The sequence below is a fragment of the Paraburkholderia hospita genome (assembly GCF_002902965.1).
Taxonomy (GTDB): Bacteria; Pseudomonadota; Gammaproteobacteria; order Burkholderiales; family Burkholderiaceae; genus Paraburkholderia; species Paraburkholderia hospita.
Genome location: NZ_CP026107.1, coordinates 2259388 through 2272476, shown reverse-complemented (window position 1 = coordinate 2272476; position 13089 = coordinate 2259388). Strand labels below are relative to the sequence as shown.

11 protein-coding genes and 1 pseudogene are annotated in these 13089 nt (G+C 59.3%); 3 read left to right on the top strand and 9 right to left on the bottom strand.

All coding sequences use genetic code 11. The annotated features are described in order from the left end of the window. Positions 1-13: 13 nt before the first annotated feature. Positions 14-250: pseudogene (locus C2L64_RS43610) on the bottom strand (sigma factor-like helix-turn-helix DNA-binding protein); the annotation flags it as partial. Next, a complete protein-coding gene (gene pdxR, locus C2L64_RS43605) occupies positions 249-1715 on the bottom strand; it encodes a MocR-like pyridoxine biosynthesis transcription factor PdxR (protein WP_009771503.1) in 1467 nt (488 codons plus the stop codon). The pseudogene C2L64_RS43610 and the gene pdxR (C2L64_RS43605), both read right to left, overlap by 2 nt. Positions 1716-2207: 492 nt before the next feature. On the opposite strand from pdxR (C2L64_RS43605), the gene C2L64_RS43600 reads away from it, so the two are divergent. Continuing rightward, entirely contained in the window at positions 2208-2789 is a 582-nt protein-coding gene (locus tag C2L64_RS43600) for a TetR/AcrR family transcriptional regulator (RefSeq protein WP_007748490.1), read from the top strand. Here the strand turns inward: C2L64_RS43600 and C2L64_RS43595 are convergent. Then, positions 2749-3603 (bottom strand): DMT family transporter, encoded by an 855-nt coding sequence (locus C2L64_RS43595; protein WP_009771505.1) that lies wholly within the window; start codon positions 3601-3603, stop codon positions 2749-2751. The genes C2L64_RS43600 and C2L64_RS43595 overlap by 41 nt on opposite strands. Then, positions 3600-4622, bottom strand: a complete 1023-nt coding sequence (locus C2L64_RS43590) for a LysR family transcriptional regulator (RefSeq protein ID WP_009771506.1) — start codon at positions 4620-4622, stop codon at positions 3600-3602. The genes C2L64_RS43595 and C2L64_RS43590 overlap by 4 nt, the downstream gene beginning before the upstream one ends. 176 nt (positions 4623-4798) lie before the next feature. Between C2L64_RS43590 and C2L64_RS43585 the strand changes: the two genes are divergently transcribed. Together C2L64_RS43585 and C2L64_RS43580 are read left to right on the top strand one after the other, a co-directional pair. After that, complete coding sequence (locus C2L64_RS43585; RefSeq protein ID WP_007748495.1) at positions 4799-5224, top strand: Cif family virulence factor; 426 nt, start codon at positions 4799-4801, stop codon at positions 5222-5224. A 139-nt stretch (positions 5225-5363) separates the two neighbouring features. Further along, complete coding sequence (locus tag C2L64_RS43580) at positions 5364-8111, top strand: ATP-binding protein (RefSeq protein ID WP_009771507.1); 2748 nt, start codon at positions 5364-5366, stop codon at positions 8109-8111. Here C2L64_RS43580 and C2L64_RS43575 read toward each other — a convergent pair. The 5 genes from C2L64_RS43575 to pdxR (C2L64_RS43550) form a co-directional block, all read right to left on the bottom strand. After that, positions 8069-8731 carry a DedA family protein gene (locus C2L64_RS43575; protein WP_238554899.1) on the bottom strand — a complete coding sequence of 221 codons (663 nt, stop codon included), beginning with the start codon at positions 8729-8731 and terminating at the stop codon, positions 8069-8071. The two genes, C2L64_RS43580 and C2L64_RS43575, sit on opposite strands and share 43 nt — an antisense overlap. A 597-nt stretch (positions 8732-9328) precedes the next feature. Next, complete coding sequence (locus C2L64_RS43565) at positions 9329-10318, bottom strand: alpha/beta fold hydrolase (RefSeq protein WP_007748514.1); 990 nt, start codon at positions 10316-10318, stop codon at positions 9329-9331. Positions 10319-10356: 38 nt separating this feature from the next. Continuing rightward, positions 10357-10764 (bottom strand): DUF3331 domain-containing protein, encoded by a 408-nt coding sequence (locus C2L64_RS43560; RefSeq protein WP_009771510.1) that lies wholly within the window; start codon positions 10762-10764, stop codon positions 10357-10359. A gap of 31 nt (positions 10765-10795) precedes the next feature. Beyond that, positions 10796-11311, bottom strand: coding sequence for an Ohr family peroxiredoxin (locus C2L64_RS43555; RefSeq protein WP_007748517.1), 516 nt, complete (start codon positions 11309-11311; stop codon positions 10796-10798). Positions 11312-11631: 320 nt separating this feature from the next. Next, positions 11632-13074, bottom strand: a complete 1443-nt coding sequence (gene pdxR / locus C2L64_RS43550) for a MocR-like pyridoxine biosynthesis transcription factor PdxR (protein ID WP_039903002.1) — start codon at positions 13072-13074, stop codon at positions 11632-11634. Between the last annotated feature and the right edge of the window lie 15 nt (positions 13075-13089).

Sequence of the window (13089 nt, the reverse complement as noted above, 5' to 3'; positions counted from 1 at the left end):
CGATTCGAGCTTAACGCAGCCGCTCATCACGCAGCTGTGCTCTGGCATGAATGACCAGTCGCCGGCATTCGGCTTCCGACTTGCCGATTACCGCAGCGACCTCTCGATAGTCCGCGCCAAAGATCTCGTGCAGCAGGAATGCCGCGCGCGCTTCTGGCGACAGGCGTTCGAGCAGCATCAGGAATGCGACTGATACTTCGTCGGCGCGTTCGCTCATTCCGTGTGGCTTCGCGGGCGGGTCGCTCATGTCATGCCGCCTCGCGCAAGACAGCGGCGACCTGTTGTGCCGCCCGGTCGATCTCTTCCTCATTAAAAGGCGCGAAACCCATCACGAGGCCAGGTTGATGGCGATGGCGCTGCGTGTATCTGCCCAACGGCGCCGCATCGATGCCCGCGGCTTTCAGCTTTTGCACGGCTGTATGCTCGTCGACCGAAAGCAGCCGGCCAACGACGTCGAGGCCGGCAATGGCCGGCTGAACTTCGATCAGATCTTGCCAGTGCTTCTGTGCCGCGCGCTCGAACACATGGGCGCGGCGCGCATAGATTTTCCGCGTGCGGCGCACGTGCCGGTCGAAATGGCCTTCGCCAAGAAAGTCCGCAAGAACGGCTTGCGTCAAACCGCTCGCGCTCCGGACGGTGAGGGACGCCGCGCGAACGAAAGGCTCGACCAGACGCGGCGGCAGTACCGCATAGGCGAGCCGTAGCGACGGAAACATCAGCTTGCTGAATGTTCCCGCCAATACGACGTGCTGATCGGCACCGGGAAGACTCCGCAACGCCGGCAGCGGATGCGAGCGAAAGCAATACTCGCTGTCGTAGTCATCTTCGAAAATGATCGTGCCGTTCGCGGCGGCCCAGCGGAGCAGCGCGGCACGCCGTTCGTTCGACAATGGCACGCCGAGCGGCGCATGACGCGTCGGCGTCACATAGACGAGTGCGGCCGAAGGCGCGTCGCGTATGCCGTCGTGCACGCGCAGACCGTCTTGATCGACGGGAACATCGACCACGTGCGCGCCGCTCGCGTGCATGATCTGACGCGCGCCCACGTAGCCGGGGTCTTCCATCCACACGGTGTCGCCCGGCCCCGTCAGCAACCGCATGCAAAGGTCCAATGCGTGTTGCACGCTACCGATGACGACGATCTGTTCCAGTGGCACTCGCACGCCACGCGCAATGGCGAGGTGGTCGGCTATCGCCGCTCGCAGCGCCGGCAATCCGGCAGGACTCGTGTCATTGAGTGTGAGCAGACGCGAGGGCCGCAATTGCCGCACATGCAACTGTCGCCACAGATCGATGGGAAAGAGGCGTATATCGCCGCGGTGCGGGAAGAAAGGCTGCGGCAACGCGTTCGCGCCTGAGAGCGGAAATGGTGGATCGTTTTCCTTGAGCCGTTTAATCCAGGGCGCGTGCGATTCGCGCGCAAAGCCTGCATTTGCAGCAGTTGATGATGCAGGTATCGGTTTGGCAGGATGCCGTTGGTCCGGCAATACCGCGCTGACCCGTGTGCCGCTTCCCGTACGCGTTACCAGATAGCCCTCGGACAACAATTGCTCGTACGCGGCCGCAACCGTGCCTCTCGCGAGGTTGTATTGCTGCGCCAATGTACGGGTGCCCGGCAGCACGCTGTCGCCGGGCAGGCGGCCACTGACGATCGCCAGCCTCAACGCTTCGTAGAGCCAACGCTGCAAGCCTTCTTTGGGATCGGGTGTGCCCAAAGGCAGGGACCAAACGATGGTCGACCTTTCGCGTCTATTCGTACCCGCCAGGGCGTCACACCGATCGTTCATAACATTTGCAGAGTCTATAGCTGGAGCGTGTGGCAGTAGTGAGATTGCGTGTTATTGACGCTAAAAAGTGCGGCAATACGCAAATAGGAAATCCATTCCCTCATAGCCAAGACGTTTCATGCGCGGACTTTGTGACATCGGAGAACGTGATAGAGAAAGTGGACCAGTTTGCGAATCGCAAACTGGCACATTACATGTATGCACTTTCATCGTACTGTCGCGACATCAATGGGCCGGTTCCGGTTAGAACAATCGCGACCGGCGAATCGCTCCACCGCTTTACACACTGATGGGATGATGAACGCTCGACGCCAGGCCCCAAACGATGCGGACTTTAGTGGCATCGTCGCTCCGCGGCCTCGCAAATTGCCGCGCCAGTCACGCGCTGCAAACACAATCGAAGCCGTGCTCGAGGCCGCCGTGCAGATCGTCACGGCGGACGGACCGCGAGCGCTGACGACGACCCGAGTCGCAAAGCGATCCGGCTTTGCAGTGGGGACGATTTACCAGTACTTCGCGAATAAGGACGAACTGATGGGCGCGATGGTGCGTCGTCACGTCGATCATGTCGTGTATTTTCTGGAGATCGCATGTCGCGATACGCACGGGGGACATCCTGAAGCAATGATTGACGCACTGGCGAATGCCTTCCTTGCCGCGAATGCCGTACGCACGCGTGAAGTTCACGCGATTCATGCCGTCTGGGCACAGATCGGGAAGGCTGCGTTGCTCTATGAGGGTTCTGCACGCCTGCATCAGGCAACGCTCGACATGATCTCAAGCATCGATGAGATACGCGCGGCACGGCAGGAAACGATCAGCCACGCACTGGCTTCCATTCTGATCGGAATGCTCCACGCACTCTTCGAAGGTGGCATGGACGAAGCATTGATGGCCGTCGTGAGGGAGCAACTTTCGAGGGTCCCTATCGTGGAAACGATTGACGGCCACGATAGATCGGCTAACTACTCAATGCCCCACGTCGCCAATGTTGTGACATGAATATCCCGCATACGCTCATCAGCATCGAAATGCCCAAAGTCATCCAGTCGATCACGGCTGTCGGATCGGCGATCCGCAGTATCACCAGAGAGAGCGGCGGGCACAGATACGATATCGAACCGAGAAGCCCCGGATCGCAGAATCTGGAGGCGTGATTCCATGCGACAAACGCTATCCCCAGCGGTCCCACGCCGATTGCCGCGATCCACGCAACATCGCGAGCGGACAGTTCGACAGACGGACCGGCCAGGGCGTGCACGGCAAGCGCAGCAAGGCCGCTTGCAGCGCAGAACCCGCCGACAGCCCACGCACTATGCGCTTCGAACCTTGGTGTGAGGAACGTATAGCCCGCCCAGACTACAGCGGCCGCAGCGGCGAAACCATATCCGATCGAATTGCGCGCTTCGAACGTGCCATTCGTCATGGGTTGCAGCACGAGCACCGCACAACCGATGAAGCCGATTGCGCAGCAAGTCAGTTCGGCAAAGCATCCTCTCTTGCGTCCGTTGCAGACACTCGACATGAGGACGAGCAGGAAAGGCCACGTGTAGTTGATCAGGTTGGCAACGGGAACCGACCCATACGTGAAAGATTTCAGCAAACAAAAGTGATAGAGGAAAAGGCAACCGGACCCGAAGATGAACGTGGACCATCTGACTCTCCATGCGCTGATATGCCGGAGCGTGACGAGACTTCCGGCTAGCAGTGCGAGCCCCGTGATCAGCAACGGAGGAAGATGTCGCAGTGGCATGCTCAGCGTTGCAAATGCCGACCAGAGAATGATCGCAGTGAACGCGGCGATATAAGGTCTCATTGTGCGCTCCTGTGCGACGTGCTCGTCGCAGTGTCGTCCACCGCGCACTGAAGGTTGAGCATTCTTATCTGCTCGAGCATGAAGTCGATAAAGAGCCGCATGCGAGACGGCATGTGCTGTTTGCTGAGATAGCACAGAAAATGGCTTCGATCGTCCGGTGCATATTGATCCATGCAGGAAATCAGTCTGCCCCTCGCAATGTGATCGCAGGCCTGGTAGCCGGCCACTTGCGCGATGCCCTGACCATCGAGGACTGCATTGAGTACGAGATCCGCGTCGTTGAAGGTCAGATGGGCGGATGGGGCGTGTTTGATCAGTTCGCCTGCCACCCTGAATTCCCATTCGTAGATTCTGCCGGACGAGAAACGGAAATTGATCGCACGATGCCGTGGCAGATCCTCGATTTTCATCGGCAATCCGTTCTCCAGTACGTACTCCGGAGAAGCGCAGAGAAGCATGTGCATGGGAATGATGCGGCGGGCAATGATCTGGCTGTCGTCCACCCGACCATTCCTGAATGCGATGTCGATACCGTCGCTCGTAAAGTTGGCTGGGCTATCGCACAGCATCAGGTCGATCGAGACCTCAGGGTACAAGCCCCGAAACCGGCTCAACAGCGGCGCGACGACTTTTCTTCCGAATCCTACGGTCGAACTGATCCGCAATAGTCCACGCGGCGGCCCGCCGCGCAGATCGCGCATTCGCTCGATCGCGTTCAGGATGCCGTCGATACCCGGCTTGCACGATTCGTAAAAGATCTCCCCTTCAGCCGTCAGCCCGACGCTGCGAGTGGTACGCGAAAAGAGCTTGGTTCCGAGCTGCTGTTCCAGTTTCTGTATGTTCCGGCTAACGGATGATCGTCCAATACCGAGACGATCCCCCGCTTTGGCGAAACTTTCTTCCTTCGCAACGGCGATGAAGGTCATGACGGCGGCGTAGCTTGTCGTGAATCCTGCTGACAGCGTGTCCATAACCTCTTCCGACGGGAAGCCTGAGTGATTGCGCATGGTCGATTCCATGAAGACGTTTTCCTCGCGAAGTCGATTCGACGCTGGTTTATAGTTGATTAAGCAGCGTTATAGGCAAAACACTATGGACTTATCGCAAGCGCTAACAGCCGCTAACAACAAATAGCAAACAAAAAGCGGCAGGATCGACGAACATTTGCGCTCGTTGATCCCCTAAGGAAAACGGGATGCGTGATCGGGCAAACCGAATAAGGAAGACCGCACAACAAGACGCGCGAGTGATCGCTTCATTTCTGCTGGCGCTCAATAACGCCGATGCCGGTGCTATGGCGGCGCTCTTCAGAGACGATGCGCTCGTCAATGATCAGCTTCGTGATTTTTGGGGACGCCCCGCAATCGAAGCCTGGATCGCCAGAGAAGTCATTGCCGATAACCTGAGAATCGAAGTTCTGCAGATGTCTCAGCACTATCGGGTGACGACGGTGGTTGGCGCCGTAACAGGTACATTCGATTCAAGAGGATTGCCAAATCCACTCGTCGTCAATCTTCATTTTTCACTATTCAACGGACAAATTGCGCGGCTCTTCATGCTGCTCAACCGTCAGGTCGATACATTCCCCGACGTGCGGTGTCGTACCCTCAAAGCAATATAGCGCGCGTACCGAATCAGTCCCGTTACGAGTGCCTGAATGCCAAAGTTTCAGTTTCTCGTGTTTAGTGATTTGAAAGATTCGGTTTAGCGTATCGCTCAGATAGAATCGGTGGAAACCACGACTTCGAGCGAGACGATACTTGTTTGCCAGCTTATCGAAATTTGGAACGACGGCATCGCATTCAGTTACGACGAACTTTTCGTTCGGGCCGTTTTTCCTGTTTCCGGATAAACGATTGCTTGTCTGTCATGGCAAGCAGGTCAAGCTGGGTAGTCGCGCGCTCGACATTCTGATTGCGCTCGTGCGTCGTGCCGGAAGCGTCATCAGCGCGCGCGATCTTCTCGCAGAAGTATGGCGCGATACGGTCGTCGAAGAAGGGAGCCTTCGCTTTCATCTCGTCGCACTGCGTAAAGCGTTTGCCGATGGCGATCCAGGCGTCACATATGTGATGAATGTGCCCGGAAGGGGTTATACGTTTGTCGCGACCGTGACGCCGTGTGACGGGATTCAGTCCGGCGTCGAACTCAAGACCACGCGGCCGGCGGCCCGCGGTCAATTGCGGTTCGTGCATTCGGGCGCCGCCATAGTTGGCCGGGAACGCGAAATAGAGCATATCGCCCAGCAACTCGAGGAACACAGGTTCGTCAGTATTGTCGGCGCGGGCGGAATGGGTAAGACGACAGTCGCGAATGCGGTGATCGACAGGTTGAGCGACTATTTCGACGGCAAGATCGTCTCCGTCGATCTCTCAGTGATTCAGGATTCGGAGCTGGTTTCGTCGACGCTGGTGGCCGCCTTGCGTGAAGGGCAGGAAGCAGCCGCGTCCATCAGCGAAGTATGTGCGTCGATTGGCCATACCCGAATGCTCGTCTTTCTCGACTGTTGCGAGCATCTGATAGACGGTGTCGCTCAGGCCGCGGAAGTTCTCTATCGAAACGCGAGCGGCATTTATATTCTCGTGACGTCGCGGGAAATCGTGAATGTCGATGGTGAATTCGTGTTCCGCCTTCCGCCGCTCGACGCGCCGCCGCCGGGCGAGCTGCTCAAAGCACACGATGCGCAGCGCTATTCGGCAATCCGATTGTTCGTCGAGCGCGTCGTGCAGGCCGGCTGCCGTTTCGAACTGACCGACGATAACGCGCAGTCGGTGGGCCGGCTCTGCCGGGCGCTGGATGGCATTCCATTGGCGATTGAACTCGCCGCACGACAGATGCCAACTTTCGGTCTCGTCGGGATTCTGGAACTGGTGGACAAGAAGAGCCGGCTCATGTGGCATGGACGTCGCACAGCCGTGTCGAGGCATCAGACGCTCGGCGCGACGCTCGACTGGAGCTACGGGCTGCTGACCGGGCTGGAGCAGGTATGTCTGCGAAGGCTGGCGGTTTTTGTCGGCTGCTTTGCGCTCGACGCGGCTGTGGCCGTGATCGGCGCGGAGGACATCGATCGCGCTGATGTGCTGAGAACCATCAACCAACTGTCGAACAAGTCGCTTCTGGATGTGAGGCCAGACGAGAGCGCAGTTCGCTACTTTCTGCTCGATACGACCCGCTCATATGCACGTGTGAAACTGGAAGAGGCAGGCGAGCTGGATCAGCTCTGCGCGCGCCATGCGTCATATTATGCGGCGGCGTGGCCCGCCGACGGCTTGACGGAACATGAAGGGGACAACTGGCTCGCCGATCTGGGCAATCTGCGCGCGGTGCTGGAGTGGACGCTCGTACGTGAGCAGGACGTCGTTCAAGGTTGCAGGCTGGTCGATTCATACGCGAAACTGCTGCTGCGAAAGTCGATGCTCAGCGAGACCAGAAAATGGACCGAAATCGCATTGTCGAAACTGGACGACGGCGAACGAGGGAGCCTGACGGAACTCGATCTCATTGCGGCCTATGGCAATGCATTGCTGTTCACGGGCAGCGAAAGCAAAGAGGTTGGGCGGACGTACGAGCGCGCTCTTTCCATTGCATTGTCGCTAGGCGACTCGGTTCGACATGACAGACTGCTGTGCGGACTCATCATGCACCTCTATCGAACCAGCAATTTCGAGGGCGCCTATATGTTCGCGAGCGAAGCCGCGCAATGGATCATTGCGTGTGGACGCGACGCTTCGACGGTTCATTCGATGCTTGGCGTCGCGTTGCATATGAAGGGGGAGATCGCGTCGTCGTCCGGTCTCTGGGAGCCTGTGATTCTGTCGGCCAAGATGAACGGGGTGGATGCAATGCAGCCGGCGGAATTCGGCATCAATCCCTACCTGCGTGCATTGAGCGGAAACGCGAGAAATCTTTGGCTGACGGGTCAGGCTTCGGAGGCAGAGCGCGTCGCCAATGACGCCATTGAAAGCGCACGCTTGCTGTCCCATCCGGCCACTCAGTGTGTGACGCTGCTATGGGCCGGAGAAGTTTTCGCGTGGGCAGCGAACTGGTCGAGACTGAACGAAATAACGGATGAACTCGATACCATCGTCAAGGTGAATGGATTCACGCCATTCCGTTACGTGGTGCTAGGGCTTCGTGGTCAGCTCTCGTATGCCGAGGGCCGAATAGAGGAAAGTATTTCGCTGCTGGAGAGCTGCCTCGATGGTATGACGAAGTGCCAGTACACGATGTCGGCGTCGATGTTCAGGAATTCGCTGGCAATGGCGCTATGCGCAAGCACCGATACCACGCGCGCGATTCTGGTCTGCGAGGAAGCGATCAAGGCAATCGAGCTGAACGGCGACGAGTTGTACCTTCCGCGGCTGCTCATGACCAAGGCTCATGCTCTTTGTCTTGAAGAAGATCACGACGCAAGCACTGCTTGCTTGCGCCGTGCGTTTCTTTTGGCGAGGAAGCAAGGTGCGACCGCCTACGAGTCGCAAATCAGGCAATGCGGTTCATATGATGTGTGAGCTGACGATAAGCGGCGTTCGTTTCGACGCACATGCTTGCTGGCCACTGAAGGGAGCCGGCGCGCGAACCACCGGCATGAGACGAAGAGTGCTGGCGTGAAGGCAACGAACGCAACTTGCCATCCAAAGTCGAGAACCCTGCTGAATAGCACGTCGATATGTGTCGCAAGCTGCGCGCCGAGGAGAAGACCCACGCACGCCCATATGCTAATGCTGATGCAATCGTGAAGCAGAAACGAGCGTGTTCTTATCGCCATGGCCCCGCAAAGAGGCACGGCAACGAGCGACAAACCTGGCATGAAGCGGGTGATGACTAGCACGCGCGCACCCCAGCGAGCAAAGTATCGCTCGACCGTCGTGATACTGCCTTGCGTCGACGGTGACAGTTCGATCACCCGTCGGAAAGTGCGTTTTCCATAGCGTCGGCCGACAAGAAACCAGGCCAGGTCACCAATGATGCCGCCGGCGACGGCGGCGCCGAGCAGCGCGCCAAAGTGCAGCAGGGTATGCGAAAGGTCGTGCTGGGCGAGCGCGATGCTCGCCGCAATCGTCATCAACGTCGTGATGGACGGAAAGGGCAGGCCGAGCGACGACGCGAGTACATTGAAGAAGACGATCAACGCGCCATACCGCGAAAGCAGTTCATGTGACAACATCTTGCTCTCCTGTAATCGACCTTGCCGTGCTCAACGACAGAGGCGAGAAGCTGCGGCGTGCACTCGATCTGTGTCATGCCTCGGACGCGGTTGAAAGAAGATACGCGTTCGATGTCCGCATGAAATTGCCCAACGCAACGCGGCATAACGAGCAGTCTTTCGTCCACGCGAAGCCTGCAATGACGTCGGGCCGTGCGTTCGATTTGCCATGATTTGCCTCGGGTTCGACGGACACGTGCTCTGGCGGGCGGAACATCTGCCGTGTGAGTGTGCGTTTGTCACGCGTCATGTCTTCAACTGCATCCTTGCTAGCGATAGCAATCGTGTTCATTTCTTTTGTTCTGGTTCGATAGCGGCTTAAGCGTTCGAGCGGGCTAGAAACTGGTCTCTATCGTAGGTATATCCGCCGCCTTGCAGAAGACCGGCAACGGCGGTTTCCATGTTGCCGGGAGGACAACAATCGAGGGTCGTTCGCCTCTGCCATCAGGCACGAAGTGTGACTGCAGATAAAAAGGGCAAGCACGGCAGTGCTTGCCCTTACTGGTCGCCTTTCGGCCGGGTTTAGCTCTGGATGAACGCCAGAAGATCCGCGTTGAATTTGTCCTTGTGCGTGTCCGTCAAACCGTGCGGCGCGCCAGGATAGACAATCAGCTTCGAGTTCCGGATCAGCTTCGCGGACGCACGCCCTGCTGCGTCGATGGGCACGATCTGGTCGTCGTCGCCATGGACGATCAGCGTGGGAACGTCGATCTTTTTCAGGTCTTCGGTAAAGTCCGTTTGCGCAAACGCGGCGATCGAATCGTAGGTATTCTTGTGGCCGCCTTGCATGCCCTGCATCCACCACGAATCGATCAGACCCTGCGACGGCTTGGCGCCCGGACGATTGAAGCCGTAGAACGGACCCGCCGGCACGTCCTTGTAGAACTGCGAGCGGTTCGCCAGTTGGGCTGCGCGCAGACCATCGAATACGTCGATTGGCAATCCACCAGGATTCGCAGGCGTTTTCAGCATCAACGGCGGCACAGCGGAAACGAGCACGACTTTGGACACACGCTTCGTGCCATGCCGGCCGAGATAGCGTGCCACTTCTCCGCCGCCCGTAGAAAAGCCCACCAGAATGGCATCCTGCAGACCGAGCGTCTCGAACACGGTGGCGAGGTCGTCCGCATAGGTGTCCATGTCGTTGCCGTTCCAGGGCTGGCTCGAACGGCCATGTCCGCGACGATCGTGCGCGACGGCGCGATAACCGTGCGACGCCACGAACATCATTTGCGACTCCCAGCTATCGGAGCTGAGCGGCCAGCCATGACAGAACACGACGGGGCGGCCGGCGCCCCAATCCTTGTAGTACAGCTGCGTGCCGTCTTTCGTTGTGATGTAGCTCGCCGAATGTTGACCGTGAGGCTTCGACGCGCCCGACGACGCACCCGGCTGCGCTGCCTGCAGCGTGCCCGGAATCAGCGATGCCGCGATGCCGCCAGCGGCTGCGGCACTTCCGATCAGAATGTTTCTGCGCGCGGGATTCTGCTTCTGGTTACTGTTTTTCGACATAGTCATTGCCCTTGTTTTAATGCCTTGCTCTAAATGCACTACCCATTCGACCTATAGCTCGTCGGTGCCCCTAGCGTGTCAGCCCGAATCATGTCGAACGCGTTTCTCGGCAGCACGCCGGCTCGCTGTAACGGCCGGAACACCGGGTCGCCGCGACGAACGGGGACACCCGTCAGACCGCAAATGCCTGAAGTGCGCGCAAAGCCTGCGCGCCATGTCTGATCTTCGAACCTGCCCAGCGTCGAATCGCTCCACGTAACCAGAATCGTGCAGGTGGTCTGCCACTCGATGCGGCGGATCGACGAAGCATTGGCCATCGCGGTGATCATCGGACTGCAGCGTTCGCGCGGCCCGCGCCCTGCGGACGCGGGATTTTGCTGTGCGGCAAATCGGCCGCGACCGTGCAACCCGCTGACAATCTGGAACCATGGATCGATTCTGTTCATTTCCAACCTCTCTACGATGTGGCGAACTGCGTCACGACTCGCTCGTCTCGCCAGCCACGACGAGCGCGACGACATTCACGATGCCTTGCCTTGCCATCTTCGTGTACGGGCAAAACCGCTCGGTTTTGCGAACCAGCTCTTCGGCGACGGCGCGATCGACGCCCGGCAAATGGACGCGCGTATGCGCGCTCAGCACGAACAGACCATCGATCGGGTCCCGGCCGAAGTCGACGGTGACATCGACTGACGCGTCGTGAATGCGAACCGCAGAGCGGGCCGCCAACAGACTGAGTGCGCCGTGAAAACAGGCTGCATACCCCGCGGCGAACAGCTGCTCCGGATTGGTTCCTCCACCGGGTCCGCCGAGCGCTTTGGGCATGCGTAGTTCGACGGCGAGTTGCCCGTCGTCCGAGCGTGCGATACCCGACGCGCGTCCATGACTCGCGCCGCCGCCCGTGACGGTGACCGTGGTCGAATACAGGATCTGAGGCTCATGTCCGGAGTACTTGTCGAGTAGCGTCAATGGCGGTGGGCGTAGCGTTGTCATTCGTTTCGGTGAGTAGTGGCGGCTTTTTTCGTTGCATCGGAGCGCGATTCGACGCGTGTTCTTTCTGCGCAGGGTGAATCGTAGGGGGAAGCAACGGCGCGCAGAAGACTCGCGGAGGGGAGCATGGTGTTGCATCCGGAACATCAATCCAGACGGTCTCGAATTTGGGGCCGTGATGAGTTGAACCCGCTAACTCGGGCATTCACCCGTACAGAGTGTCGCTTCGTGAAAAAATTGATTACTTAGGTAATTCGGAAAGCGAACTATTTAGTGTGAATCGGGCATGTCGGAGAAATGCCTCAACAAGGAGAACTACGCCGCTAACCCGCCTGCAATTCGAACGAGCGAATCAGTTCCGCAACCAGCCGTTCAGCTTCGTCGCGATCGCGAACGTTCGTGAATCCCATCAACAGGCCGCGCCGTCCGGGCGCGCCGTTGCGCCATGTCGTGAGTGCATGCACGGCGAAACCCGCGTTGCGGGCGCGACTGGCCAGCACGACATCGTCGAGATCGTCGCGTACGTCGACGAGAAGATGCATGCCGCCGTCCTGCAAATGAACGACGAAACCTTCGGCAGCGTAAGGCGCGAGCGCTTCGGCCAGCAGCGCGCGCCGTCGGGCGTAGAGCGTTCGCATTCGCTTGATATGCCGGGAGAAGTGGCCTTCACTGATGAACTCGGCGACAGCCGCTTGCAGCAGTTCGGGGCAACCACCATGCGCGGTACGCCTGCACGCCAGTTCGAACTGCGGAACGAGGCTTTGCGCGACGACCACATATGAAAGCCGCAGCCCCGGAAACAGCACCTTGCTCAGCGTGCCGCAATAGATCACCCGGCCGCCCGAGTCCATGCTTTTCAGCGCGGGCAATGGATGCCCGCGATACCGGTACTCGCCGTCGTAGTCATCCTCGACGATCCACGCGTCACGCTCGCCCGCCCAATCGAGAAGTTCGACGCGACGCTGTAACGGCAACGCGACGCCCGTCGGACTCTGATGCGACGGCGTGACGACGGCAAGCCGCGCGTTCGGGAAATGCGCGCGTCCAAAGGCGACGTTGATGCCGTGTTGATCCACGGATACATCGCAGACCGGCAGGCCGAGCCGTTTCAGCGTTTGCGCGGTGGGCGGATAGCCCGGATGCTCGACCCAGGCGCTTTCGCGTGCAAGGCCGAGTGCGTCGACGGTCAACGCGAGGCTCGCGGTATAGGCGGGCACGATGAAGACCTGGCCCGCATCCGCGTCGATGCCGCGCGAGCGGTGCAGATAGGCCGCCAGCGCCTCGCGCAATGGCATGTAACCGGCGGGCGCAGGCTTGGTGAGCGATCCCGCCTTGCGAACCTGCCGCGCCATCAGTCCCGCCCAGAGCTTCCTCGGGAATTCGTCGAGCGCGGGCAGCCCCATCTGAAACGGTGCGGGACTGCCGCCATCCACTTCAATGATGTTGTCGGGTGCGCCCTCTGCCGGCAGCGGGGGTGCGACGACAGCCGCTTGCTTCGCGCGAGCGGGTTGCGCCGGGGCCGTGTGTTCCGAAACGAATGTCCCAGCCGGACCACGGGCAACGAGGTAGCCCTCTCCGAGCAGGCGGTCGTAGGCGACCTGCACGGTGCCGCGAGCCACGCCCAGTTCAGTCGCCAACGCCCGCAGGGACGACACCTTCTGGCCGGGGCTGAGTTGTCCCTGCTCGATCATCGCGCGAAACCGCGCATAGATCTGCTCATGGATGGGTGGAGCGCCGGGTTTCGCCCGGGCCGTTGGCTGTGTCATGGCCTGGTCTGAAGC

Coding starts and splice junctions, on each gene's coding strand:
- C2L64_RS43595 (WP_009771505.1), bottom strand. CDS start 3,603: ATGAGACCTTATATCGCCGCGTTCACTGCGATCATTCTCTGGTCGGCA.
- C2L64_RS43590 (WP_009771506.1), bottom strand. CDS start 4,622: ATGGAATCGACCATGCGCAATCACTCAGGCTTCCCGTCGGAAGAGGTT.
- C2L64_RS43585 (WP_007748495.1), top strand. CDS start 4,799: ATGCGTGATCGGGCAAACCGAATAAGGAAGACCGCACAACAAGACGCG.
- C2L64_RS43565 (WP_007748514.1), bottom strand. CDS start 10,318: ATGTCGAAAAACAGTAACCAGAAGCAGAATCCCGCGCGCAGAAACATT.
- C2L64_RS43560 (WP_009771510.1), bottom strand. CDS start 10,764: ATGAACAGAATCGATCCATGGTTCCAGATTGTCAGCGGGTTGCACGGT.
- C2L64_RS43555 (WP_007748517.1), bottom strand. CDS start 11,311: ATGACAACGCTACGCCCACCGCCATTGACGCTACTCGACAAGTACTCC.
- pdxR (WP_039903002.1), bottom strand. CDS start 13,074: ATGACACAGCCAACGGCCCGGGCGAAACCCGGCGCTCCACCCATCCAT.